This is a genomic window from Shewanella sp. SW24, from assembly GCF_025653395.1.
In the GTDB taxonomy this organism is placed as follows: domain Bacteria; phylum Pseudomonadota; class Gammaproteobacteria; order Enterobacterales; family Shewanellaceae; genus Shewanella; species Shewanella oncorhynchi.
This window is the reverse complement of record NZ_JAKKSH010000024.1, coordinates 15467-40591: the sequence shown is the minus strand read 5'-3', so window position 1 is coordinate 40591 and position 25125 is coordinate 15467. Positions and strand designations below refer to the sequence as shown.

The window sequence follows — 25125 nt, the reverse complement described above, 5'->3', positions numbered from 1 at the left end:
CATTGAGAGAATAATATGTCAGAGAATAGTTACGATTCTTCGAGTATTAAGGTCCTTAAGGGCCTTGATGCAGTACGTAAGAGACCTGGGATGTATATTGGTGACACCGACGACGGTACGGGTCTACATCATATGGTGTTCGAAGTAGTCGATAACTCTATCGATGAAGCCTTAGCCGGCCACTGTAGCGATATTACGATTACTATCCATGTAGATGGTTCGGTTTCTGTTAAGGATGACGGCCGTGGTATCCCGGTCTCTATCCATGAGGAAGAAGGCGTATCGGCGGCAGAAGTTATTATGACGGTATTGCATGCCGGCGGTAAGTTCGACGATAACTCCTATAAAGTGTCTGGCGGTCTCCATGGCGTGGGTGTATCGGTTGTAAACGCTTTATCTAAAAAGCTGCAAATGACCATTCGTCGTGCTGGCAAAGTATACGAGCAGTTTTATACTCACGGTGTGCCTGATGCGCCGATCAAAGAGATTGGTGATGCAACCAAAACCGGTACTGAAATCCGTTTTTGGCCAAGTGAAGATACCTTCAGCGATGTTGAGTTTCACTTTGAAATTCTGGCAAAGCGTGTGCGTGAACTGTCTTTCCTTAACTCAGGCGTGGGTATCCGTCTGGTTGATGAACGTGACAATAAAAATGAATTCTTTAAATACGAAGGTGGTATTAGCGCATTCGTCGATTACCTGAACCGTAATAAAACGCCAGTCAACAAAGATGTATTCCACTTTATGCAAGAGCGTGAAGATGGCATTACCGTTGAAGTGGCTATGCAGTGGAATGACGGTTATCAGGAAAATATTTTCTGTTTTACCAACAACATCCCACAGCGTGATGGTGGTACTCACTTAGTCGGTTTCCGTAGTGCGTTGACACGTAACCTCAACAGCTACATGGAAAACGAAGGCTATAACAAGAAAGGCAAAACTAGCGCGACTGGCGACGATGCCCGTGAAGGTTTGACTGCCGTTATCTCTGTTAAAGTGCCTGATCCTAAGTTCAGCTCGCAAACCAAAGATAAACTGGTTTCTAGTGAAGTGAAAACCGCGGTTGAACAAACCATGGGTGAGAAGCTGAACGATTATCTGCTGGAAAACCCAGCCGATGCTAAGTTGATTGTTGGTAAGATTGTCGATGCGGCCCGTGCCCGTGAAGCGGCGCGTAAAGCCCGTGAAATGACCCGTCGTAAAGGCGCACTCGATTTAGGTGGTTTGCCAGGTAAGCTGGCCGATTGCCAAGAAAAAGATCCCGGTCTTTCAGAAATTTACATAGTGGAAGGTGACTCTGCTGGCGGTAGCGCTAAGCAGGGACGTAACCGTAAGAACCAAGCTATTCTGCCACTGAAAGGTAAAATTCTAAACGTTGAGAAAGCACGCTTCGATAAGATGTTGTCTTCTCAAGAAGTGGCCACACTGATCACGGCGCTCGGCTGTGGTATTGGTCGCGACGAATATAACCCAGATAAAACTCGTTATCACAACATCATCATCATGACGGATGCTGACGTCGACGGCTCGCACATTCGTACCTTGCTGTTGACCTTCTTCTTCCGTCAAATGCCTGAATTGATTGAACGTGGTTATGTGTATATTGCTCAGCCACCACTATTTAAAGTGAAAAAGGGCAAGCAAGAACAGTATTTGAAAGACGAGCCAGCATTGACTCAATATCTCACGACTCAAGCATTGGATGGCACTGTTGTGTATCCAACGCAAGGTGCGATTGGTATGTCAGGTGAGCCGTTAGAGCGTTTAGTGACTCAGTATCGTGAAGTGGAAGCCATTGTGGCTCGTTTAGAGCAGCGCTATCCAACGCACATTACTAACCGTATGCTTTACCACCCAATGATCACCAACGAGATGTTGGCCGATGAAGGCAAGATGAAAGAGTGGATCGATGCCTTTATCCATGAGCTGGTGGAAATGGAAAACAGCGGTGTACTGTATTCTGCTGAGCCTATTCTCGATCCTGAGCGTAAAGTGTATCTGCCTAAGATCACCATTCGTAAACACGGTATCGATACTAACTATCTGTTTACTTATGACTTCTTCCAATCAAGCGATTATCAACGTATCGGTAAGTTAGGTGCGGCGTTAGATGGCATGATTGAAGAAGGCGGCTATGTACAACGCGGCGATCGTGTTAAAGAAGTCGGCAGCTTCCTCGAAGCGCTAGATTGGACGATTTCTGAAGCCAAACGCGGCTTATACATTCAACGTTATAAAGGATTGGGTGAGATGAACCCTGAGCAATTGTGGGAAACTACAATGGATCCTGAATCACGCCGTATGTTGCAAGTCACGATTGATGATGCCGTGGGTGCCGATCAGTTGTTCACTTGTTTGATGGGTGATCAAGTTGAACCTCGTCGTGAGTTCATCGAAGCGAACGCATTGAACGTGGCTAACTTAGACGTTTAATGCTAGATGTATAATATTAGACGTGTAATGCGCGTTAAGACTCGCGTTAGTACGTGAATGATTAAGGGAAAGCCAAGGCTTTCCCTTTTTTATCTCTATGATTTATCTCTTTATCGATCAATACCCGCTTCATCCGCTGCAACAATTTCAGTCTCTGCTTTAGCCGCATTAATCCACGCCTGCATTTCCGGACAGCTGATCACATGCTGCATATAGGCACGGCTTGCCTGCGAGACTTCAATATCGTAGGTAAGAAAACGCATAACCACAGGGGCAAACATCATGTCGGCAATCGACCATTGGCCAAATAACCAAGTACCTTCGGAATTTGATGGAGCAAACTCGGCCATCTGTGCTGACCAAATCGCATCGATGCGCTCAATGTCTTTGCGGACCGCATCAGTGAGCTCAACATAGCGCCTCGCGCGTATGTTCATTGGTAGAGCGTTACGCATGGCATTAAAGCCTGAATGCATTTCACTGGCAATCGATCTAGCCTTGGCTTTTTGTTTAGGATCTTGCGGCCATGCGCTACCTGCAAGATAGGTGTCGTTGAGGTATTCACAAATTGATAGTGAATCCCATACCCTAATGTCACCATCGACTAATGTCGGTACTTTTAAAGTCGGCGAAATGGCTTTGAGTTGCTGATAGAAGCTGTCGGTATCGAGTTGCAGTAATACTTCGTTGAACTGCACGCCAGATTTTGCGGCCATTAACCAAGCTCGCAGTGACCAGCTAGAGTAGTTCTTATTGCCAATATAAAGATCCATTGTTTGTCCTTGAGTGAAATGCCGAGTGTTTCTGCAAAGCTACTATATGGACTCATTTCACCTATGACTAATGAATATTTTACCCTTTCTACATCCGCTAATACGCGTCATTTCTCTTGAGCTTACGAGTCACTTTTATTGAATTTAAACGACCCATAGCATTGAGATAATTTAACCATATCTTAATTACTTTGTTCGATGGATTCTGTCGAGATAAAGGCTAATTGGCGAGATAAATGGATGTGGCAGCGAGTGATTTACCCCGTAAGTGCACTGATTTTTATGCTATCGGCGGTGGCAAACGCCGATGAGGCAAATAAGTTATTGAATATGTGTAAGGCCTGTCATGGCGAGTCCGGTGTGAGTCGTTTTGAGCATATTCCTAATATCGGATGGCAAAACTCAGAATACCTATTGAAGCAACTGCGAGCCTTTAAGGCGGGGAATCGCCAAGATCCCACTATGACTAAAGTCGCCCAACTCTTGACTGAGGCTGATATGCAGCTGATGGCGGATTACTTTTACCTCGGAAAGGATAAATAACATGGATCTTAATCGTCGGGTTTTTATTAAAGGTGCGGTAGCGACGTCTGTGTTATCAGCTTTACCCGTTAAGTGGGTATTTGCCGAACAGCTTCCCGCAGCCGTCACTCCTCTGGATATATCAGCATTAACTTGGACTAAGGCAGATGACTTACCGAGTTATTTCAAAGTGTTAAACACTCATCCACTGAATGCGTTTCCGCCGGAGCATAAGCTCGCTCCTGCCGTGACGCCTGCAGATGCCTCGTTTATCCGTTGGAATGGCATAGTGCTTGACTTTAAGGCGTTAGATGCTAAAACTTGGACTTTTCAAGTGGATGGTGAGTCTGTAATCACCCCAAAAACCTACACAATTGATGAACTTAAGCGTCGCTTTAAGCATTACACATTGCAGTTGCTGATTGAATGTGGCGGTAATAGTCGCTCTGGCTTTTTTCCTAGTACTAAGGGTAATCAGTGGAATAATGCCGGCGTATTTTGCTCCGAGTGGACAGGTGTCTTAGTGAGTGATGTGCTTAAGGATTGCGGTATTAAAGCTGATGCCGTTTACACAGGCCATCACGGTGTTGATCGGCATTTGAGCGGCAAAGGTGAGGCGATTTCACGCGGCGTACCAATAAAGGCGGCGCTCGAAGAGCTTGGGCTTATTGCATGGTCGATGAATGGTGAGGACATTCCTTATCTACATGGATATCCCTTACGTATTGTGTTTGGTGGACGGCCAGGATCCGTTTCGCAAAAAGCGGCGACGGGGATCAGTGTGCGTAATAAAGTTCATGATGGACATAAAATGGAAGCACCAGCGTATCAACTCCCTAAATATCCGATAGCGCCAGGTGAGTCTGTTGATGATAAAGACTATAAAATCATTGAAGAAATGATAGTGAAGTCATTGATCACTCAACCTCAATCTGGAACCGAATTAGCTGTGGGTCAAAAGATGACTATCGCAGGCCATGCTTGGTCGGGATTGCGGGAAGTGGTTAAGGTGGAAGTCAGTTACGATTATGGCACCCGTTGGTTTGCCGCTGAATTAGAAAAACCTAAAAACATAACAGCATGGCAGCAATGGAAGATTGAATTGCAATTACCGTCGCAGGGCTATTATGAAATCTGGGCCAAAGCGACCGATAGTGAAGGTGATAGTCAGCCTGTCGTACAACCGCAATGGAATCCTAAGGGATATATGTTTAACGGCTGCCACCGTATTGCCGTTAGGGTGGTGTGATGAAGTCGCATATCAATAAACTGATATTGCTTGGGCTAGTGGCATCCAGTATTTCGCTAGCCGCTGAGTATCCAGTGGACCCTAAATCGGGTTTGATCATGGCTCCTGGCTGGGAGTTAGTGAACTATCAATGTAATGCCTGCCATACCAGTATGATAGTCGTGCAAAACCACGGCGATAAAGCCTTTTGGAAAGAGACTTTGCAGTGGATGATAGACACTCAGGGTTTATGGGACTTGTCGGATACTTGGGAGCCGACCTTGAGTTATCTAAGCACTCATTATGGGCAGGCTGAAATGGATATGACGATCTTCAGACGTCTACCTTTAGAACCGAACCTGCAGCCTGTGCTAGTTAACCCTTTCCCTAAGGAACCAAAATGAAAGCGATTATCATAGGTTTGATTGCGCTATGTGGCTTATCCACAGAGGTTAATGGAGAGGTTTATCAAGCAGATATAGAGCGAGGTCAGGTATTGGCTACAGCACAGTGTGAGTCATGCCATGGCAATGCAGTGATCGCTATGGCCAAGCAATTCCCAAACTTAAAGGGACAAAAATTAGCTTATCTTAATAAACAGCTCGTCGATTTTAAAACCGGTTTACGACTCGATCCTTTGATGCAATCACAAGTCAGCGCGTTAAGTTCTGAGCAATTACAAGATGTGGCGCTGTTTTATAGCCAGCAAGTTACACCGAACCTAAGTGCGAATTAGCATTATTGTGGGGACTATTTGAATGAAGTCGAATGTGGCTTGCTAGGAATGCGGGATGATGTTTCTTGGCCGCGATGATTAAGCGGCCTGTTAACCTAGACTGCGTTGTAGTCGGTAGAAGTAGTCATGCCATTCCGCTTGCGCCGTTGCCGCTTGTTCATCGTCAACCAATTCGAATTTAACTGTCTGCCCTGGGCGAGTTTGCGCGAGTTTCCACAAATCGGCTTCAATAATCACGGCTATTTGAGGGTGATTGCTGGTGGTCTTAGCATCGGCAAGTAACACTAAAGGTTGCCCTGAAGCTGACACTTGAATGACTCCTGGCTTGACTGTATGGGATTGAACAGGGAATGGTTTTGCTAAGGTCAATATTTCCCCGTTGAGTATTGCACTTGCACGATTGCTTTCTGCCGAAAGTTGCCACTGTGTTTGCCAGAATATTTGCTGAGATTTCAACGAGAAGGCTTGGGTGTGCTTTGTTGCGAGTGCGCGAATATGCCCATTCCAACTTTTTTGAATTGCGCCAACTTGCCTTCTTAGTGGATGAGCGGAACCTAAGGTCAGGTTATCGCCAGCTTCTAATGCGCGGCCATGAAATCCACCGATACCTGAGGTTAAATCAGTTGCAGCAGAATCCATCACTAACGGCACTTTAACGCCGCCGTCAACCGCAACATAGGCACGCATGCCTTTATTTCCCCCTCTAAGACTGAGTTTTTGTCCTGCCTTAATGGAGTAGCGCCAGCCGCAAACTATGGGTTTATTGTCTATGCGGGCATCGAAATCGGCACCCGTTAAGGCAATCCAAGCATCGCGTTTAAACAAAAAAATCGATTGTCCGAAGGTCAATTCCAGTACGGGTGTATTGTCTGGATTTGAGAGTAGGCGGTTTGCTAAACACAGTGCAGGTCTATCTAAGGCACCAGCTTGGGTTACGCCTAAATGTCGATATCCCATGCGTCCGATATCTTGAACTGTGGTTAGTGCACCCGCTTTTATTACCTCGATCATCAAATTTTCCGTTGTTAGCTCGCGAGTAGATTGTTAATCAATTAAAGGGAGACAAAATATGTATCCCTTTAGGAATGGTAGGCGTATTGTCAGTTAAATGATGCTGAAATGTAAGTTTTTTGAGGTTTCAACTTGTAACCAAGATTGTCTTTGTAAAAGCAGTAATGGTGGGATAGAAGAAGTCCGAAATGAATTGAATATGTTACACTTAAGCTAAGTATTAGCCTGTCTACAATGTCTTAATACACGGCTTGAGCTGATCAAAATGGATTTATGATGGGCAATATTTAACTGACTTTTTAACAATTATTTATAATGACAGGTTGATGCTTCTTGATTAAATCACTTTTTAATAAACTCTTTAATATTCGCGATACGGCGACCGTTGAGAGACCCAAAAGTTTTTCAACGACGGACTTAGGTAAGTCGCTTGAACCTGCGCGAAAGCCTGCTAAACCTCTCGAAGACATTAGCGTGGTATCTGTCGATTTATCTGCACTCTTTTATAGTTTGTTATTTCCGACACGGGTTAAGGACACTGGCGGTGTAGCGAATAATCTTGAACGTAGAGTCATGGCGGAGATAGAGCAGGCCTTGGCATCGCCACAAGTGATCGCCGAGAAAGTGTTAAAGCTGCCGTCAAAGGTATTGGAATTAGATCGTAAGCTGGCCGATCCTCAGTTTGATATTAAGGATCTATTAGCGCTTATTGAGCGAGATCCTTTATTGAGTGTGGAGGTGCTTAAGCTGTGTAATTCCCCTGCGTTTAAACGTAGCGATAGGGATATCACCAGTTTACAGCAGGCTTTGGTACAGCTTGGCCGCGAACAGTTGAGAAAATTTGTCACTACTTGTTTAGTGCGTGAAATGTTGGATATTAAACCAATCTATTTCCGTCGTTTTGGGGCTGAAATTTGGCGCCATTCGATGCAGGTTGCTTTTCTTGCCAGTGAGTTAAGCGATGAAGATCAAGATACGGCTTTTTTATTGGGCTTATTACACGATGTCGGCAAGTTGGCCATTTTTAAAATGCTTCTCGATGCATTTGTACAGGCAGAGCCGGGAGAACAGCCTAATTCTGGATTATTTAGACAAGTGATGACGACGAAATCGTTAACCTTGAGTTCATTGCTTGCTAAGTATTGGCAGTTACCCAATACCTTTGAAACAGAATTAGACAAGCTCGCCAGTGTAAACTCGCGCCCGCAAGCGGGGCTCGCCGCTGTGGTGTGGCGGGCGAATGTGATTAGCGAGATTTCTATGCTGCATCAAGCAGGGCAATTGTCCCCTGAGATACTGGCGAATTTACTGCAGCAAGTTAACTTAGATCAAACTCAATTTGATGGCTTACATCAAAAACTGACGCAGTTTTGATTGGGCAATTTAATACGTTTGGTATAAGAAATCAGGACAATAAAAAACGCGCTATGAAGCGCGTTTTTTATAAAGCGATAATTTTATAAACCTTAGTATCGTTATTGCAGTAGTGATATATCTGCTACGTGCAGGAACTGCTCGCGTAGATTATTCAACAATGCTAAACGATTGTTTTTCAAAGCTTCATCATCCGCCATAACCATTACATCTTCGAAGAACTGATCCACGCTTTCACGTAGGGCAGCTAACAAAGTTAAGGCCTGTTGGTAATCTGCATTGGCAAACAAAGGTGCCAACTGTGGTTGCAGCTCGTTCAACTTGGCCGCCAATGCTTGCTCTGCGGCTTCGGTCAACAAACTTGCATTGATGGTTGTTGGTAAAGCGCCTTCAATCTTAGCCAGAATGTTGGATACCCGTTTGTTCGCTGCTGCAAGTGCGCCAGAAGCTTCTAGGCTTCTAAAGTGTGATACCGCATTGATACGACTATCAAAATCAGCTGGGCGTGTTGGGCGACGTGCTAGCACGGCTAAGATCACATCAACACCAATGCCTTTATCTTGATACCAAGCGCGGAAGCGAGCCATTAAGAACTCTAACACTTCGTCGCTTGCATTGGCGTTGCTTAAGTTAGTACCGTGGAGCTCCTGAGCTTTAGCAATCAGCGTTACTAAGTCCAGTGGCAGTTTGTTCTCTACGATAATACGCAGCACACCAATGGCGGCACGGCGTAGGGCAAAGGGATCGGCTGCGCCTTTTGGTGCTTGGCCAATACCAAAGATACCGACTAAAGTATCGAGCTTATCTGCTAATGCGACTGCGCAAGATACGCCAGCACTAGGCACTGTATCGCCAGAGAACTTAGGCTTGTATTGCTCTTCCATTGCAACCGCAACGGCTTCGGTTTCACCATCGAGGCGGGCGTAGTGCATGCCCATAGTGCCTTGAGTGTCGGTAAACTCCATCACCATATTGGTCATCAAATCGGTTTTAGATAACAAACCTGCACGGGCTGCATCAACCGCATTCGCGCCAGTTTGTCCGGCAATAAAGGCGGCTAGGGCAGAAATACGATTCACTTTGTCTTTTAAGGTGCCGAGCTGTTGTTGGAACAGGACGGTTTCTAGGCTAGGTAAACGTGATTCCAGCGTGTGTTTTTTATCGGTATTAAAAAAGAACTCGGCGTCGGCAAGACGTGGACGAACGACTTTCTCGTTACCTGAGATAATTTGCGCGGGATCTTTAGATTCGATATTGGCCACAAAGATAAAGTTTGGCAGTAACTTGCCTGCATTATCAAAGACTGGGAAGTATTTTTGGTCGCCTTTCATGGTATAGACCAAAGCTTCAGACGGTACACTTAAGAATTTTTCTTCGAAGCTAGCGGTCAATACCACAGGCCATTCAACCAAAGAGGTGACCTCTTCAAGCAGGCTATCTTCGATATCCGCTGTGCCACCAATCTTAGCGGCGGCTTTTTCGGCATCGGCTTTGATTAATGCTTTACGGCTTTCGTAATCGGCGATGACTTTGCCTTTTTCTTTTAGGTCGGCAAGGTAGTGATCAGCGTGTGCTAATTCAAACTGCTTGAGTCCCATAAAGCGGTGACCGCGAACAGTGCGTGCCGATTTGATACCCAGCAATTCACCTTCAATTAACTCACTGCCTAGCAACATAGTCGCGGTGTGAACAGGGCGAATAAATTGGGTTTTATTATTGCCCCAACGCATTGGCTTAGGAATGGGCAATTTATCGAGTGCACGTTGAGCCATGGCAGCGATCAAACTTTTGGTTTCGACGCCTTCAACTTTGGCGTTATGGACTAACCATTCGCCTTTATCTGTAACTAAACGTTCGGCTTGTTCAACAGTAATACCATTACCACGTGCCCAACCTTCGGCGGCTTTAGTCGGTTTGCCTTCAGTATCGAATGCTGAACTCACTGCTGGGCCGCGTTTTTCAACGACTTTGTCAGCTTGTGCAAGGGCAAGTTCAGTGACGTTAATTGCCAGACGACGTGGCGCTGCGTACCAAACGGCTGAGCTGAACGCTAAATCGGCTTTGGTGAGTTCTTCAGTAAAGTTAGCTAAAAAGGATTCAGCCAGTTTACGCAGTGACTTAGGTGGTAATTCTTCCGTGCCTAACTCTATGAGTAAGTTTTCAAAATTCATGTTTTTACCTCTACTTACACATTGGGAAGCCAAGCGCTTCGCGTGCCTGATAATAAGATTCAGCGACCGCTTTCGCCATAGTACGAACACGTAAGATGTAGCGTTGGCGCTCTGTAACTGAAATGGCATGGCGGGCATCGAGCAGGTTGAAGGCGTGTGAGGCTTTCATCACTTGCTCGTAGGCGGGCAGAGGTAAGGGTTTTTCTAGCGACAATAAATGCTGACACATTTTTTCGCACTGATCGAACAGGGTGAACATAAAGTCCACATCGGCGTGCTCGAAGTTATAGGTCGATTGCTCGACTTCGTTTTGATGGAACACATCGCCATAGGTGATTAGGCCTAGTGGACCATCGGTCCATACGAGATCATAAACGCTATCAACGCCTTGGATATACATGGCCAGACGCTCTAGGCCATAGGTGATTTCACCTGTGACAGGGCTGCATTCGATGCCGCCGACCTGTTGGAAGTAAGTAAACTGAGTCACTTCCATACCATTAAGCCAAACTTCCCAGCCTAAGCCCCAAGCACCTAGTGTTGGTGATTCCCAGTTATCTTCCACAAAGCGGATATCGTGGATTTGAGTATCAATACCCAGTGCTTGCAGTGAGCCTAAATACAGCTCCTGAATATTGTCAGGCGAAGGTTTTAACACGACTTGGAACTGGTAGTAGTGCTGCAGGCGGTTAGGGTTTTCACCGTAACGACCATCCGTAGGGCGGCGCGATGGCTGCACATAGGCACTGCTCATAGGTTCAGGCCCTAAAGAACGTAGGAAAGTTTGTGGGTGGAATGTACCCGCGCCGACTTCCATATCTAGAGGTTGAACAATTGCACAGCCTTGCTGTGCCCAATATTCCTGCAGGGTGAGAATGAAACCCTGAAATGTTTTTACGTCGTGTTTTGTCGTCATGTCTACTTGTCTACTGCCGTTAGCCTGAATAGAAAATGGGTTCGATTATACCTTGTAGATATCTGCTTATGTAGGTTATTTTTTACCTTCTTAATTAAAACAATAAGGTTATATACCATGGAAGAGATCCGCTGTGGCTGGGTAAGTGATGATCCCTTGTATCGTGAGTATCACGACAAAGTGTGGGGGCGACCTGTTTATGATCCAAAGGAGCTGTTTGCTAAGTTGTGTTTAGATGGTCAACAGGCCGGATTATCTTGGATAACTATCCTGAAGAAGCAACAAAACTATGAACAGGCCTTTGCTAATTTTGAACCTGAGATTATTGCGACTTTCGATGAGGCGAAAGTAGAGGAGCTCATGTTGAATCCCGGTATAGTGCGCAATCGCTTGAAGGTGAACTCTATCATCAAGAATGCCAAAGGTTATTTAGCCTATATTGCCGATGGGAAGGATTTCTCTGCATTTTTATGGAGCTTTGTGGGCGGTAAACCCATAGCTAATCAGATTACGGCAATGTCGCAGGTTCCTGCACAAACACCAGAATCTGAAGCCATGTCAAAAGCGTTGAAGAAACTCGGATTCAATTTTGTCGGCCCAACCATTTGTTATGCCTTTATGCAGGCGGTGGGTATGGTGAACGATCACCTTGTCGAGTGTATTTCCTATCAGGCCTGTGTCGATTCTTGTGCTGAGCATAGCCACTAGAATCATTAATCGTTGGGCTGACTGATATTAAAGAAAACTCTTGTAGAGTATCCAAATACAAAAAAGCATGTTCCACGTGGAACATGCTTTTTGAGCTTCGCTGGAACTCATCTTGTTAAACTTAAACGGTCTCAACAGGAAAGCTATTCTCCTTAGACTTGAAAGTTGCCCTTAGAGTTTCTCAAAGAAAAACGGCTTACGCTGTTCTTTATCCCCATTAAGTTCCTTCATAGTCTCTGCATCAAATAACTTACCATTGACCATAGTATGAGTGACTTTGTCGGTGACGCGAATGTCGGCTAATGGATCACCATCAATAACGATCAAGTCTGCGAGCTTACCTTTTTTGATAGAACCGAGTTGCTGCTCCATGCTAAAGGTCGTCGCTGGATTAATTGTGGCCGTTTTCAACACTTCCATATTGCTCATGCCGCCTTGGGCAAACATCCACATTTCCCAATGTGCCGCTAAACCTTCACGTTGACCGTGGGCGCCAATATTTGGGTGAACCCCTAACTTATTGAGCTCGTTAGCAACCTTAGCAACATTGAAATGATTGTAGTGGCTCTGTGGTGCATGGGGGCGTCGCATTGATCTTGCTTGTAAAATATCGGCTGGCACATACATGGATAGGCGTGGATGTGCCCACACATCGGTTTTATCATACCAGTAGTTTTCACCAGAAATACCACCATAGGCAACCACTAAGGTTGGCGTGTAACCAACTTGAGTTTGGCTCCAAAACTGTTTGATATCGTTATAGATTGAACCAACGGGGAGTGAGTGCTCAATCGTAGTATGTCCATCGGCGACCATGCTTAAATTATGTTGCAGCAAGCTACCACCTTCAGGGACAACCATCATTTCAAGTTCACGTGCTGCGGCTATGACTTGCTGTCTCTGATTGCGGCGCGGTTGGTTATAGCTTTTTACGCTAAAGGCTCCGACTTTTTTCAGGCGTTCAAGATGGAATTTGGCATCATCCAGTGAGTCTATGTGCGATGTGTAGCCAGGCGCATTTGCGCCATAGAGTATGGTGCCGGTGGAGAATATTCGTGGGCCAACAATATTGCCTGCTTTTTGTTGCTCAGATGCGGCAAAGATTTCTGTGGTGTCATTCGAGGGATCGTGAATCGTGGTGACACCCAAGGATAAACCGGAATACAGCGCCCAGTTCTGTTGTGGCACAATTTCATCATCTGCTTGCGGTCCATGGGCGTGGGCATCGAATAGTCCTGGCATAATGGATTTGCCTTTGATGTCGATGATCTGCGCATCCTTAGGAATCGCAACATTGGCATCACCTACGGCGACAATATGATTGTCTTTGACTATGACCACACCATTATCAATCACCTGGTCATTTTCCATCGTAATCACTTTACCGCCGACGAAGGCGATTGTTCCACGTGGAACATCGGCCTTTTCGGTAAAGCCTAAATCGATAATGCTGGGTTGTGCCTTTTCATCTTTGTCGCGATATTGAGTGTCAACCTTGGCTTGGTACAACTCGGGGCCAAGAGTCCAATATAGTTGGTCGCTTTTACTGTTCCAACTGATACTTTCGCCCGCACGGGTACTCAATTGGCTTACAGGTAGATTGTTGGCATTGGGGCCAATCTCAACTGTCTCGCCGTGTTTAGCAAAAGGTGTTACCCAAACTTTAAAGCGTTCAGCAAAGGCGAGTTGCTCACCATCGGGTGAAACCCTAAATTCAGTTGCATGTTTGCTGCTGTAATGAACCCGTTTATCGAAGCCGTCTAAATTGATCGATGATAATTGCGGCGTTTCATCTTCGCTGCTATTCATAAAAAAGACGCGATCGGCATTGGCACCGAATTGAGCTTGATAGCCATCGGCACTGATCTTGCTATTTTGTTTACCTTTTATATCGACTTTATATAGCCCAGGTTCCTGCGACCAAGTTCTTGGTGTGAGGTTACCGCCTTGAGTTTTACGATACACTACGAGTTCACCATTGGGTGAAAAGGTGGGTTCGACATACTTTCCTGGCTCAGATGTTAGCTGCTTAGGTTTGCCACCTTTAGCGCTAATTACTTGCACTGTGCCTTGGTCTTGGTCATTCCAAGTGGTGAAAACAATATTTTTACCATCGCGCGACCATTGGGGATAAAGTTCTGCAATATTTTTGTCTAGCTCAGTCAAGCGTGACATTCTGCCATCGGGTAAGGATTTTAACCAAATTTTCCCCAGTGCTTCGAAGGCGACTTTGCTACCATCCGGTGAGACCTGCGCCATACGTAGCATTTTTACATCGAAAACGTCTTTATCGATATCTTGCTTAAAGCGCACCGAGGGCTGTACGGCTAACTCAGTTTTTACACTAAAGGGGATATCTGTGAGTGTTTTATTGGCAACATTCAGACGATTAATTTTTCCCTTAGCCCAGAAGAAAATATCCTTATTATCTTGTGTCCATGCCATTGTTGGATAGACGCCATGAATGGCCCAAGTTTCCTGCATATCACGGTCAAGTTCGCCAAACAGTTTAGTTGTTTCTCCCGACTTAAGGTCGAGTAGGTAGAGTGATGACTGGAAATCATCGCGCTTAATATAGGCGAGCTTAGTGCCGTCTGGGCTCGGCGTTGGCCGAATTGCACCACCCGTGCCTTCGATTAATACTTCAATCTCACCAGTCTGAGTATCGTAGCGTTTTATTTTGTAGATACCATTGACCGAATCCTTTGAGTAATGGAATGTTTTACCCGGCGTGTCATCCTGACTAAAGTAGATATAGCGACCATCGGGAGAATACGCGGGTTCACCTAAATCTTTCTCATCATTCGGGCGTTCGGTCAATTTGACGCCTTCACCACCCGCTACGTGATATAGCCACACTTCACCCGCGCCTAAGCTGCGGCTGGCAGTAAAGTGCTTACGGGCAACCAGATACTGGGAGTCTGGGCTCCAAGCTGGACTGTTTAGTAGCCTGAAGGTTTCTTGGGTGACTGTTCTTGGGTTTTTACCATCGGCATCCATAATCCAAATGTTATCACCACCATCGCCATCGGACGTAAAAGCAATGTGCTTGCCATCGGGGCTATAGACGGGCTGCATCTGCCAAGCTATGCCTTGGGCTAATGGCTTAGCTTCACCGCCTGTTACTGGAATTTGGTAGATGTCACCGAGTAAGTCGAAGACGATATATTTACCATCTGGGCTGACACTCAAGTTCATCCAAGTGCCTTCATTAACATCAACTTTGACTTGCACTAAGGGAGCATTCGCTGGAGCGTTAACATTCCAAGTCGATTCTTTCGTTTCTGTGGCGTTAACTGCGAGGGTATTCATCCCAAGAGTGAGGGCAATATAAAGCGGGGTAAGTTTAGAGTTAAACATGTCACTTCCTGTTATCGTTCTTATGGGCTACATGATCGGTATTAATCACAAGATAAAGTTTTGTTAATACTTGGTGTAGTTATCGCATAAATAGATAGGAAGGAAAACGTAAATACTGTTTCAATTGATGTTCGAGCTAGAAAGCTGATATTTATATTAGGGTTGGGAAAACAGAAATAGAACCAAGTTATTTGGTTCTATTTATAGAGGAGTATGGAGAACTAGCTGAGATAGGCTGATTGGATTAGCGAGGAAAGAAAATTGCTATCTCATCACCTAGGTGGATCATGGCATCATTTAATACCCTGCATGTAACACCTCCTCGCCAATCTGGGGTGAGTGCGGCTTCTAAACCGACATGTGCAATTTCCATTTTTTTACAGGGATCGGTCTCACCTGTAATTTCAAGTAGTAACTCACCAATTTGTAAATGTTTACCAACATCTGCACTGCTAAATACCAGACCATCAACGAGCAGATTTGCTCTGCGAGTCGTCCAAGGCAATTCTGCCTCGATAGCACGACAGGCTTGTTGCCATTGTAGTTTGGAAAGCACAGTGACTTGGCGTTTGCCAGGACGACCAAATACATCTTTCTCTACACCATTTAACTGGGTGACATTGGCACAGAGAACCTCATTCATTGGGCCGCGCTTTACAGTTTTATAGGCAATTGCCAGCAGTTTTGGCATAGTTCCTCACATCCTTTTTTAATGATTAAGTCGCTAAAACGATACGACTTAAAGTCCTTTTTTGATCAAATATTGGTATGGCGTCTGAGCCGTTTCGCTGGCGATAAGGGTGTGATCCATAAACTCACAGAAGCTTGGAATATCGCGTGTCGTTGCAGGGTCATCGGCAATGATCAGCAGTGTCTCGCCTGCAGCCATTTGTCTTACCGTTTTACGCACCATCATTACAGGTTCTGGGCAACGTAAGCCTAGTGCATCGAGCCTATGCTGTGCGGTTGAGAAAGCATCGTTCATATTACCTCTACTGAACAGTTAAGCAGAATTAGCTAATGTTACTCCAGCCCCCATGATAAACCAAGTTGGTGGTCTCAATTTGTGATGTGGTTTGATTGGTGTGCTTTTTGTCGTTACCAAAGCTAGAGATAAAATGTTCCACGTGGAACAAACTTATGGCTGATAGTAATTAACATTACTCAACGGCTTTATCAGCAGCGCTTTGAGATTGAGAGATTGGATGGATGACAGCTGTACTATTCTCTGGTGCTAAATCATTTGCTGCCGCCATAGTTTGTTGCTGCAATTTGGACGCCCGTTTGTAGCTATACATTTTTTGATCGGCTTTATGAATTAAGCTATTGGCTTCTTCATATTCATAGGGGCCAGTATCTGTAATGCCAAAGCTTAAGGAAATATTGTTTAGACTGAGTTTTATTTTTTGATTAAACCGAGTGATGAAATTCTCGCGAGCTTGTTCCTCACGACAGTTAGGCATGATGATACAGAACTCATCTCCACCATATCGAAAACATTGATCTTCAGCACGAGTGGTTTCTTTAATCGCTTTTGCGACAGCACAAAGTACTTCATCACCTGATCTATGGCCTTGAGTGTCATTAAATAATTTAAAATCATCTACATCTAAGTAGATGACACACACTGGCTCGGCGCGTCTTTGGGCAGCTCTGAGTATGCGAGTTGCGGTTTCTTGTAAGTGCCTTACGTTGAGCAAACCTGTTAAGGGATCGGTTTGCGAGAGTTCTTCTAACTGCTGGGTCCGCTCTTTGACTTTGCTTTCCATGCTTTGGGCATATTTCTCAGCCTTATCTTTAGCGTTCTCAATCTCGGAGACTAAGCTGCGAATATAAGTATCGAATACTAGTGTGACATCAAACAGCACGAGTTTATCAATTGCGGCTCGAATACGTTCGGCTTGACGTACATCTTGTACTGAGCCGTTGATCACTGCATAGATCAACTCCTTGAGTGTGTGTACCGCAGACAGATAAAGTTTGGGCTCAACACCTATACGCTTATGGACTAAACCAATCCGCAGGCGATTGTTTACGTACTCAAGATCATAAACACCATTAAATAAATCAAGCACATATCTTCTCTGTGCGGTACGTAGGCGGGCAAGGGTGTCTGAGTCTCCAATCAAGAGCGCAATTTCTGACACACTGGTTTGTAAGCCGTAAAAGTCATCGACGATTTTATCTATGTTTTCTTCAATGATGGGCTTAAAGGATTGCAGTGCCTTTACGTCTGCCCCAGTAAAAGAGAAGAGCGCCTTACGAGACTCGATCTCCAGCTCAGTGATCCGCATTTGTTCGAAAAGGGTTTGTTCCGTTTGTAGCATCTGGCATTCCTCTGGTAAAACAACTAATTGCATCCTTGCACTACAATGCCTAGATTTGGCTGATGATTGCTGCCACTTGTCGTCCACAATAGCCAGTAATGCCCTTGTAGTTAAGTCGATAACGGACTGATTTTCAAATGAACAGCAGAAGAAATGAGAAATATTAATATTTACGATGGCAGAATATTTGGCATAAAAAAGCCGGAACAAGTTCCGGCTTTGATTATTTGAGTAACGAATTAAACGCGTTCGAACACGGTTGCGATACCTTGGCCTAAACCAATACACATGGTCGCTAAACCTAAGGTCGCGTCTTTGTCTTCCATCAAGTTGATCAGCGTCGTAGAGATACGCGCACCTGAACAACCCAGTGGGTGACCTAGTGCAATCGCGCCGCCGTTGAGGTTGATTTTGTCGTCAACCACATCCGCTAAACCTAAATCTTTCACACAAGGTAAAGACTGAGCTGCAAACGCTTCGTTCAGTTCAATCACATCTAAATCGGCAACTGTGATACCGGCACGAGCCAGCGCTTTTTGCGTGGCAGGAACAGGGCCGTAACCCATGATAGCCGCGTCACAACCCGCAACCGCCATAGAGCGAATACGTGCACGAATTGGTAAGCCAAGTGCGCGCGCTTTAGATTCTTCCATGATCAGCATGGCTGAAGCGCCATCAGACAGTGCAGAAGAAGTACCCGCAGTGACTGTACCGTTGACTGGATCAAATACCGGACGCAGTGCTGCTAGAGATTCCATTGTGGTTTCTGGGCGGATCACTTCGTCTTGCAGGACTTTAATTAAGGCACCGTTAGCATCGTGACCTTCAATGCCATAGATTTCCTTGGCAAAACGGCCTTCAACTGTGGCTGCATAAGCGCGTTGATGAGAACGTACCGCAAAAGCATCTTGTTGCTCACGGGTAATACCGTGCAGTTTACCTAGCATTTCAGCAGTTAACCCCATCATGCCAGAGGCTTTTGCCACGTTATTAGCAAGACCTGGGTGGAAGTCGACACCATGGCTCATAGGTACATGGCCCATGTGCTCTACGCCACCAATAATAAAGGTGTCGCCCATGCCAGTCATAATCGCACGCGCTGCTTGATGGATAGCATCCATTGACGAACCACATAGGCGGTTAACCGTCACAGCGCCAGCGGTCTTTGGAATGCCGGCTAATAGTGAAGCATTACGGGCAATGTTGAAGCCTTGCTCTAGGGTTTGTTGCACACAACCCCAAATCACGTCTTCAATCAGGTTTGGGTCGAGTTGCGGATTACGCAGCAACAGACCTTTCATCAATTCGGCAGACAGAGTTTCTGCACGTACATTACGAAATACGCCAGCCTTTGAGCGGCCCATCGGAGTACGGATGCAGTCTACGATAACAGCTTGTTTCATGATTAAATTCCTTTCCCACTAATTAGGCTTGGTAGTAGCTACCGTTATTGGCTGCTAATGTACGCATCGCATCAGTGACTTGATACAGACCGCCCAAGTGAGCATATTTGTCTGCTAAGGCCACAAAGTTTGCGACACCCATGGTATCCAAGTAACGGAACACGCCGCCTCTGAATGGCGGGAAACCTAAGCCATAAACCAGGCCCATATCCGCTTCGGCAGGTGATGCGACAATACCTTCTTCTAAACAGCGCACGGTTTCGATGATCATAGGGATCATTGTACGGGCAATAATATCATCGGCTTCAAAGGTTTTTAACTCGCCAAAGGCATCTTTCAATAGGCCGTAGCTCGTTGGATCGACATCTTTCTTCGGTTTACCACGGCTATCGACTGAATAGACATAGAAACCTTTGCCATTTTTCTGGCCAAGACGTTTGTTCTCAAACATCACATCAATCGCATCAGTGCCTGATTTACCCATGCGATCAGGGAAACCTTCAGCCATAACGGCTTGGGCGTGATGACCTGTGTCTAAACCCACTACGTCGAGCAGGTAAGCAGGGCCCATTGGCCAACCGAATTGTTTTTCCATTACCTTGTCGATTGCAGCAAAGTCGCCACCTTCGGCAAGTAAGCCGTTAAAGCCTGCAAAGTAAGGGAAGAGTACGCGGTTAACGAAGAAGCCTGGGCAATCGTTTACCACGATTGGGGTTTTGCCCATTTTGCTGGCGTAAGCCACAACAGAGGCGATGGTTTCTTCAGAGCTGTGCTCGCCACGGATAACTTCGACCAACGGCATTTTGTGCACTGGGTTGAAGAAGTGCATACCGCAGAAACGCTCAGGTTTCTTCATGCTCTTAGCGAGCAAGTTGATTGAAATCGTTGAGGTGTTTGACGCGATAATTGCATCTTCACTCACATAGCCTTCAACTTCGGCTAAAACCTGTGCTTTAATTTTTGGATGTTCAACAACGGCTTCAACGACGACATCACTGTGTTTGAGCGCAGCATAATCTAATGAAGGCGTGATGTTGTTCAGCACTTTGGCCATTTTTTCTGGCGTTGAACGACCACGAGCAACTTGGGCAGACAGCAGTTTGGCGGCTTCATTGAGGCCTAAATCTAATGCTGGCTGGGCAATGTCTTTCATGACAATCGGTGTGCCTTTACTGGCGCTTTGGTAGGCGATACCGCCGCCCATAATGCCAGCACCTAATACGGCAGCGTTTTTCACTTCTTTGGCTAACTTACCCGCCTTTTTCGCTTTGCCTTTAACGAATTGATCATTAAGGAAGATACCGATAAGCGCTTTAGCAACATCAGTTTTAGCCAGTTTGATAAAGGCTTGATGTTCGATTTGGAGTGCTTCGGTGCGGCCTTTAGTCGATGCTTGCTCAATCACGCTTACTGCGGCCATTGGTGCAGGGTAGTGTTTACCCGCAACAGCAAACACCATGCCTTTAGCTGTGGTGAATGACATCATAGCTTCAAGTTTTGGCAGCGTTAGGGCAGACAGTTTGCGGTTACGACGCGCTTGCCAATCGAGCTTTTCAGCAACAGCATCTTTGAGCATTTGAATCGCAGCCGCTTCTAATGCTTCTGGCGCAACCACGGCATCCACAGCACCGACTTTCAGTGCATCTTCAGCGCGTTGGTCGTTACCTGTGGTGATCCACTCGAGTGCGTTATCTGCACCAATTACACGTGGCAGACGAACTGTGCCGCCAAAGCCTGGGATGATGCCGAGTTTAGTTTCAGGTAAACCGATTTTGGCTGTGGTATCTGCGATACGAAAATCCGTTGCCAGAATGGTTTCACAGCCGCCACCTAAGGCAAAGCCTTTGATTGCAGATGCGGTTGGGAAAGGTAAGTCTTCGAGTTTGTTGAAGACAGCGTTGGCTTGTTCAACCCAAGAGAGCAGTACGGCGTCATCTTGTGCAAATAGGCCTAAAAATTCGGTAATGTCGGCACCCACAATAAAGGTATCTTTACTTGAGGTCAGCACTAACGCTTTGATATTGGAATTTTGCTTGATGCTGTCTAATGCGGCATCGAGCGAAGCGAGGGTTTCTCTGTCGAATTTGTTCACCGAACCGGGTGCGTTAAAGCACAGCTTGGCAATATTATCCTCGAGTAACTCAACTTGAATTGTAGGACTTTGGTAGATCATTGCTTGCTTCCTTTTGGCTTAAAAGTGATACCCACCATTATGTGTTGGTGCTAGTACGACTCTCTATCTCACAGCAGCTTCGGCCATCATTTGACCAGTTGTGTGCCAGTGTGCTTCGAAATTCGATAAATTACAACACCCAATTTAAACGACTGTTTAATTTCTTGTCGGCTAGAGTGATTTTTCACCTTTGTGATACACTGCACAGAGTGTAGAACACCTAGAGTGCGTTAAATCACTTTGCGGATAAATAGGTCTTTGCGGCTGTTTTCCTTAGACGTTTAAACGCTGTAGCCATGCTAGGGTTGAATAGAATTATTAAAAATAATCATGATGTTATCGCTTTAATGTTCTTTATTCAGCAGCCATGTATTTTAGATTGAGTGACAGTTTAACGTTTTGATTGAATCTGTTGTTCATGATCAGATTAAGATTATGTGGGCAAATTTGGCTCATAATATTAACTTTTATTCATTGCAGGAGATGACAAATGGATCAGTTGGCTCATCACTATCGTGCCCATATTGCCGAGTTAAACCGCCGAGTCGCAGAGATTTTGTCTCGAGAAGCCTTGTCTGGTTTAGTGATCCATTCGGGTCAGCCGCATCGGATGTTTTTGGATGATATCAATTATCCCTTTAAAGCAAACCCGCACTTCAAGGCATGGTTGCCAGTGTTGGATAATCCGAATTGCTGGTTAGTCGTCAATGGTCGCGATAAGCCGCAGCTGATTTTTTATCGTCCTGTGGATTTTTGGCACAAAGTATCCGATGTGCCGGATATGTTCTGGACCGAGCATTTTGATATTAAGCTGTTAACTAAGGCCGATAAGGTCGCTGAGCTGTTACCTAAAGACACAGTTAATTGGGCTTATTTGGGTGAGCATTTAGATGTAGCCGAAGTGCTGGGTTTTACCAGTCGCAATCCCGATGCTGTGATGAGCTATTTGCATTACCACAGAACCACTAAAACTGAATATGAGCTGGAATGTATGCGCCGCGCCAACCAAATTGCGGTGCAGGGACATTTGGCGGCTAAAAATGCGTTTTATAACGGTGCGAGTGAGTTTGAGATCCAACAGCATTATTTATCTGCCGTGGGTCAGAGCGAAAATGAAGTGCCCTACGGCAATATTATCGCTCTTAATCAAAATGCGGCGATTTTGCATTACACCGCGCTCGAGCATCAAAGCCCTGCGAAACGTTTGTCTTTTCTTATCGATGCGGGCGCGAGCTACTTTGGTTATGCGTCTGATATCACTAGAACCTATGCATTCGAGAAGAATCGTTTCGATGAGTTGATCGCTGCGATGAATAAGGCACAGCTTGAGCTTATCGACATGATGCGCCCCGGCGTGCGTTATCCTGATTTACACTTAGCGACTCACGCTAAAGTCGCGCAAATGCTATTGGATTTTGATTTAGCCATGGGGGATGCCCAAGGTTTGGTTGATCAAGGCATAACCAGTGCTTTCTTCCCCCATGGTTTAGGCCACATGTTAGGTTTACAAGTGCATGATGTGGGTGGCTTCTCCCACGATGAGCGCGGTACACATATCGCGGCCCCCGAGGCCCATCCATTCCTACGTTGCACCCGCATTTTAGCGCCAAACCAAGTGCTGACTATGGAACCTGGGTTATACATCATAGATACTTTGCTCAATGAGCTTAAACAAGATAGTCGTGGCCTGCAGATCAACTGGCAAACGGTTGATGAATTAAGGCCTTTTGGCGGTATTCGTATCGAAGATAACGTCATAGTGCATCAAGACAGAAACGAGAATATGACCCGTGAGCTCGGCTTAGCCGATTGATGTTTGAAAATAGATTAGGGCGAATTCGTGCTTGAAAGTTATAACGTTCCCTGTGATGAAATCGTCATTGAAGAAGAGATAAAGCATAGTCGCTTTATCTCTTTTCTCTTTCATTGCGATAGTGTCGATAAATTAAAGTTAGTACTTACTGACATAAAGCGTGACTATCCCGGCGCAAGCCACTATTGCTCAGCTTTTGTTGCTGGCGCACCGGATGATAGCGTCTTGATTGGTTCGAGTGATGACGGTGAGCCCGCTGGCAGTGCAGGCCGCCCTATGTTAGCTGTGTTGCAAGGGGCACATATTGGCGAAGTTGGCGCTGTTGTCGTGCGTTACTATGGCGGTACTAAGCTAGGCGTAGGGGGGCTCGTTCGGGCTTATACGTCGGGCTTAAGGCAAGGCTTGATTCAATTACCGACGCAACTCAAACAGTTACGGTATCCCGCCAAGTTGCATTGTGATTATGCGCAGCTGCGCGATGTCGAGCATCTATTACAGCAAGTGGATGCCGTGATCATTGATAAGCAATTTGCCACAGCGGTCGATATTGTGTTTGAGATAGGGCGAGAGCAACAGGCATGGCTTTGTGAGTCGCTGGCGACACTGAGTCAAGGAAGTTTGAGGCCCGAGTTTGAGCTGTGATGCCTGCGTAAATTATGCCAAAATAGCCCAAATGCTGAAAATACCTTTACAGCCAATGGAATAATTGAACTCGCGTAATGCAATATAGAACCATAATTAGAATCATAGGCCTGCTGATTGGTTTATTTTCAATCACTATGCTGCCACCAGCACTGATCGCTGTTTGGTATAACGATGGCGGCGGCACGGCGTTTATGCAGGCATTTTTTGTTAGCCTATTTATTGGTTTTTGGCTCTGGTATCCGAACCGCCACTGCAAAGAGGAATTGCGTACGCGAGAGGGCTTCCTGATTGTCGTGCTGTTCTGGACTGTACTGGGTTCTATTGGTGCCTTGCCGTTTATCTTTTCGAGTCAGCCAGACTTAAGCTGGACAGACAGCTTCTTTGAATCTTTTTCTGCGTTAACTACCACCGGAGCCACTGTCATTGTCGGGCTCGATTTCCTACCTAAGGCTATTTTGTTTTACCGCCATATGCTGCAATGGCTTGGCGGCATGGGGATTATTGTGCTCGCAGTGGCTATTTTACCTGTGCTCGGTGTGGGAGGAATGCAGCTTTATCGCGCAGAAATCCCGGGGCCAGTGAAAGACAGTAAGATGACCCCGCGGATAGCCGAAACTGCTAAAGCACTGTGGTATATCTATTTACTGCTAACGATTTCCTGCGCGACGGCTTATTGGTGGGCGGGCATGAGTATTTTTGACGCCATTTGTCATTCATTTTCGACCATTGCCATCGGAGGTTTTTCGACCCACGATGCCAGCATGGGCTATTTCGATAGTCCTACTATTAACCTTATTTGTGTGTTCTTTTTAATTGTTTCTGCGGTTAACTTTAGCGTGCATTTTGCGGCATTTTCACGACGTGGGATTAACGTTAGAGTCTATTTTAAAGATGCTGAATTTAAGATGCTGGTGGCGATTCAACTTATTCTCACAGCGATTTGTTTCTTCACGCTTTATCGTTCTGGTATTTATAATTCGCCAGAAGAAACCTTAGATCATGCTTTATTTCAGGCAGTTTCAGTTGCCACTACGGCTGGATTTGGCACTGATAGCTTCCATCTGTGGCCATTATTTTTACCCATACTATTAATGTTTTCGAGTTTTATCGGTGGCTGTGGTGGCTCAACTGCGGGTGGGATTAAGGTCATTCGAGTAATTTTACTGCTGTTACAGGGTTCCCGTGAATTGAAACGACTCGTTCACCCTAAGGCAATGTTTTCGATTAGGATTGGCTCTAAAGCCTTGCCCGACCGCGTGGTTGATGCTGTTTGGGGATTCTTTTCTGCCTATGCGCTGGTGTTTGTGATTTGTATGCTTGCACTCATGGCGATGGGATTAGATGATATTACGGCTTTTAGTGCCACGGCGGCATGCTTAAACAACTTAGGCCCAGGTTTAGGTGAGGTAGCGAGCAATTATGCCAGTATTGGTGATGGAGCCAAGTGGGTATTGGTCGTGGCTATGCTGTTTGGTCGCCTCGAAGTATTTACCTTACTGATTTTGTTTACGCCAACTTTTTGGAAGAATTAA

Annotated in this window: 20 protein-coding genes; 10 read left to right on the top strand and 10 right to left on the bottom strand. The window is 45.7% G+C overall.

What is annotated here, in order from left to right:
* The first annotated feature begins 15 nt into the window (after positions 1-15).
* Positions 16-2433: a DNA topoisomerase (ATP-hydrolyzing) subunit B gene (gene gyrB, locus L5M17_RS17335; RefSeq protein ID WP_113941413.1), complete on the top strand. Its 2418-nt coding sequence runs from the start codon at positions 16-18 to the stop codon at positions 2431-2433.
* Between the two features lie 110 nt (positions 2434-2543).
* Here the strand turns inward: gyrB and L5M17_RS17330 are convergent, their stop codons facing one another.
* A complete protein-coding gene (locus L5M17_RS17330) occupies positions 2544-3206 on the bottom strand; it encodes a glutathione S-transferase family protein (RefSeq protein WP_173248487.1) in 663 nt (220 codons plus the stop codon).
* Between the two features lie 240 nt (positions 3207-3446).
* Here L5M17_RS17330 and L5M17_RS17325 point away from each other — a divergent pair, with 240 nt between their 5' ends.
* From L5M17_RS17325 to L5M17_RS17310, 4 genes are read left to right on the top strand one after another with little or no spacing between them, the layout of a single operon-like run.
* A complete protein-coding gene (locus tag L5M17_RS17325; protein WP_006083821.1) occupies positions 3447-3749 on the top strand; it encodes a c-type cytochrome in 303 nt (100 codons plus the stop codon).
* A 1-nt stretch (position 3750) separates the two neighbouring features.
* Positions 3751-4977, top strand: a complete 1227-nt coding sequence (locus L5M17_RS17320) for a sulfite oxidase (RefSeq protein ID WP_263148672.1) — start codon at positions 3751-3753, stop codon at positions 4975-4977.
* Positions 4977-5360: a cytochrome C gene (locus tag L5M17_RS17315; protein ID WP_263148671.1), complete on the top strand. Its 384-nt coding sequence runs from the start codon at positions 4977-4979 to the stop codon at positions 5358-5360. The genes L5M17_RS17320 and L5M17_RS17315 overlap by 1 nt, the downstream gene beginning before the upstream one ends.
* Positions 5357-5692, top strand: a complete 336-nt coding sequence (locus L5M17_RS17310; RefSeq protein WP_263148670.1) for a c-type cytochrome — start codon at positions 5357-5359, stop codon at positions 5690-5692. The genes L5M17_RS17315 and L5M17_RS17310 overlap by 4 nt, the downstream gene beginning before the upstream one ends.
* A 90-nt stretch (positions 5693-5782) precedes the next feature.
* Here L5M17_RS17310 and L5M17_RS17305 read toward each other — a convergent pair whose 3' ends face one another.
* Positions 5783-6703 (bottom strand): biotin-dependent carboxyltransferase family protein, encoded by a 921-nt coding sequence (locus tag L5M17_RS17305; protein WP_263148669.1) that lies wholly within the window; start codon positions 6701-6703, stop codon positions 5783-5785.
* Positions 6704-7036: 333 nt separating this feature from the next.
* Between L5M17_RS17305 and L5M17_RS17300 the strand changes: the two genes are divergently transcribed.
* Positions 7037-8077, top strand: coding sequence for an HDOD domain-containing protein (locus tag L5M17_RS17300; protein WP_263148668.1), 1041 nt, complete (start codon positions 7037-7039; stop codon positions 8075-8077).
* A 101-nt stretch (positions 8078-8178) separates the two neighbouring features.
* Here the strand turns inward: L5M17_RS17300 and glyS are convergent, their stop codons facing one another.
* Both glyS and glyQ read right to left on the bottom strand, forming a co-directional pair.
* A complete protein-coding gene (gene glyS / locus L5M17_RS17295; protein WP_263148667.1) occupies positions 8179-10248 on the bottom strand; it encodes a glycine--tRNA ligase subunit beta in 2070 nt (689 codons plus the stop codon).
* Between the two features lie 10 nt (positions 10249-10258).
* Complete coding sequence (glyQ, locus tag L5M17_RS17290; protein ID WP_006084781.1) at positions 10259-11164, bottom strand: glycine--tRNA ligase subunit alpha; 906 nt, start codon at positions 11162-11164, stop codon at positions 10259-10261.
* A 117-nt stretch (positions 11165-11281) separates the two neighbouring features.
* Between glyQ and L5M17_RS17285 the strand changes: the two genes are divergently transcribed.
* Positions 11282-11872: a DNA-3-methyladenine glycosylase I gene (locus L5M17_RS17285; protein WP_263148666.1), complete on the top strand. Its 591-nt coding sequence runs from the start codon at positions 11282-11284 to the stop codon at positions 11870-11872.
* 171 nt (positions 11873-12043) lie between these two features.
* Here L5M17_RS17285 and L5M17_RS17280 read toward each other — a convergent pair whose 3' ends face one another.
* The 6 genes from L5M17_RS17280 to fadB form a co-directional block, all read right to left on the bottom strand.
* Positions 12044-15232, bottom strand: a complete 3189-nt coding sequence (locus L5M17_RS17280) for an amidohydrolase family protein (protein WP_263148665.1) — start codon at positions 15230-15232, stop codon at positions 12044-12046.
* 244 nt (positions 15233-15476) lie between these two features.
* Positions 15477-15923: an MOSC domain-containing protein gene (locus tag L5M17_RS17275; RefSeq protein ID WP_113941403.1), complete on the bottom strand. Its 447-nt coding sequence runs from the start codon at positions 15921-15923 to the stop codon at positions 15477-15479.
* Positions 15924-15971: 48 nt separating this feature from the next.
* Entirely contained in the window at positions 15972-16217 is a 246-nt protein-coding gene (gene tusA / locus L5M17_RS17270) for a sulfurtransferase TusA (RefSeq protein WP_105250817.1), read from the bottom strand.
* Positions 16218-16392: 175 nt separating this feature from the next.
* A complete protein-coding gene (locus tag L5M17_RS17265) occupies positions 16393-17559 on the bottom strand; it encodes a diguanylate cyclase domain-containing protein (protein ID WP_168827593.1) in 1167 nt (388 codons plus the stop codon).
* A 239-nt stretch (positions 17560-17798) separates the two neighbouring features.
* On the bottom strand, positions 17799-18962 hold the full coding sequence (fadA, locus tag L5M17_RS17260) for an acetyl-CoA C-acyltransferase FadA (RefSeq protein ID WP_006083808.1): 1164 nt from the start codon (positions 18960-18962) through the stop codon (positions 17799-17801).
* A gap of 22 nt (positions 18963-18984) precedes the next feature.
* Positions 18985-21135: a fatty acid oxidation complex subunit alpha FadB gene (fadB, locus tag L5M17_RS17255; protein ID WP_263148664.1), complete on the bottom strand. Its 2151-nt coding sequence runs from the start codon at positions 21133-21135 to the stop codon at positions 18985-18987.
* Between the two features lie 490 nt (positions 21136-21625).
* Between fadB and pepQ the strand changes: the two genes are divergently transcribed.
* From pepQ to L5M17_RS17240, 3 genes are all read left to right on the top strand, one after another.
* On the top strand, positions 21626-22948 hold the full coding sequence (pepQ, locus tag L5M17_RS17250) for a Xaa-Pro dipeptidase (RefSeq protein WP_263148663.1): 1323 nt from the start codon (positions 21626-21628) through the stop codon (positions 22946-22948).
* A 27-nt stretch (positions 22949-22975) separates the two neighbouring features.
* On the top strand, positions 22976-23590 hold the full coding sequence (locus L5M17_RS17245) for a YigZ family protein (RefSeq protein ID WP_113941398.1): 615 nt from the start codon (positions 22976-22978) through the stop codon (positions 23588-23590).
* A 77-nt stretch (positions 23591-23667) separates the two neighbouring features.
* On the top strand, positions 23668-25125 hold the full coding sequence (locus L5M17_RS17240; RefSeq protein WP_263148662.1) for a TrkH family potassium uptake protein: 1458 nt from the start codon (positions 23668-23670) through the stop codon (positions 25123-25125).

Bases quoted from the DNA above. Each gene is read 5' to 3' on its own strand.
- gyrB (WP_113941413.1), top strand. From the start codon at position 16: ATGTCAGAGAATAGTTACGATTCTTCGAGTATTAAGGTCCTTAAGGGC.
- L5M17_RS17330 (WP_173248487.1), bottom strand. From the start codon at position 3,206: ATGGATCTTTATATTGGCAATAAGAACTACTCTAGCTGGTCACTGCGA.
- L5M17_RS17325 (WP_006083821.1), top strand. From the start codon at position 3,447: ATGTGGCAGCGAGTGATTTACCCCGTAAGTGCACTGATTTTTATGCTA.
- L5M17_RS17320 (WP_263148672.1), top strand. From the start codon at position 3,751: ATGGATCTTAATCGTCGGGTTTTTATTAAAGGTGCGGTAGCGACGTCT.
- L5M17_RS17315 (WP_263148671.1), top strand. From the start codon at position 4,977: ATGAAGTCGCATATCAATAAACTGATATTGCTTGGGCTAGTGGCATCC.
- L5M17_RS17310 (WP_263148670.1), top strand. From the start codon at position 5,357: ATGAAAGCGATTATCATAGGTTTGATTGCGCTATGTGGCTTATCCACA.
- L5M17_RS17305 (WP_263148669.1), bottom strand. From the start codon at position 6,703: ATGATCGAGGTAATAAAAGCGGGTGCACTAACCACAGTTCAAGATATC.
- glyS (WP_263148667.1), bottom strand. From the start codon at position 10,248: ATGAATTTTGAAAACTTACTCATAGAGTTAGGCACGGAAGAATTACCA.
- glyQ (WP_006084781.1), bottom strand. From the start codon at position 11,164: ATGACGACAAAACACGACGTAAAAACATTTCAGGGTTTCATTCTCACC.
- L5M17_RS17285 (WP_263148666.1), top strand. From the start codon at position 11,282: ATGGAAGAGATCCGCTGTGGCTGGGTAAGTGATGATCCCTTGTATCGT.
- L5M17_RS17280 (WP_263148665.1), bottom strand. From the start codon at position 15,232: ATGTTTAACTCTAAACTTACCCCGCTTTATATTGCCCTCACTCTTGGG.
- L5M17_RS17275 (WP_113941403.1), bottom strand. From the start codon at position 15,923: ATGCCAAAACTGCTGGCAATTGCCTATAAAACTGTAAAGCGCGGCCCA.
- tusA (WP_105250817.1), bottom strand. From the start codon at position 16,217: ATGAACGATGCTTTCTCAACCGCACAGCATAGGCTCGATGCACTAGGC.
- L5M17_RS17265 (WP_168827593.1), bottom strand. From the start codon at position 17,559: ATGCTACAAACGGAACAAACCCTTTTCGAACAAATGCGGATCACTGAG.
- fadA (WP_006083808.1), bottom strand. From the start codon at position 18,962: ATGAAACAAGCTGTTATCGTAGACTGCATCCGTACTCCGATGGGCCGC.
- fadB (WP_263148664.1), bottom strand. From the start codon at position 21,135: ATGATCTACCAAAGTCCTACAATTCAAGTTGAGTTACTCGAGGATAAT.
- pepQ (WP_263148663.1), top strand. From the start codon at position 21,626: ATGGATCAGTTGGCTCATCACTATCGTGCCCATATTGCCGAGTTAAAC.
- L5M17_RS17240 (WP_263148662.1), top strand. From the start codon at position 23,668: ATGCAATATAGAACCATAATTAGAATCATAGGCCTGCTGATTGGTTTA.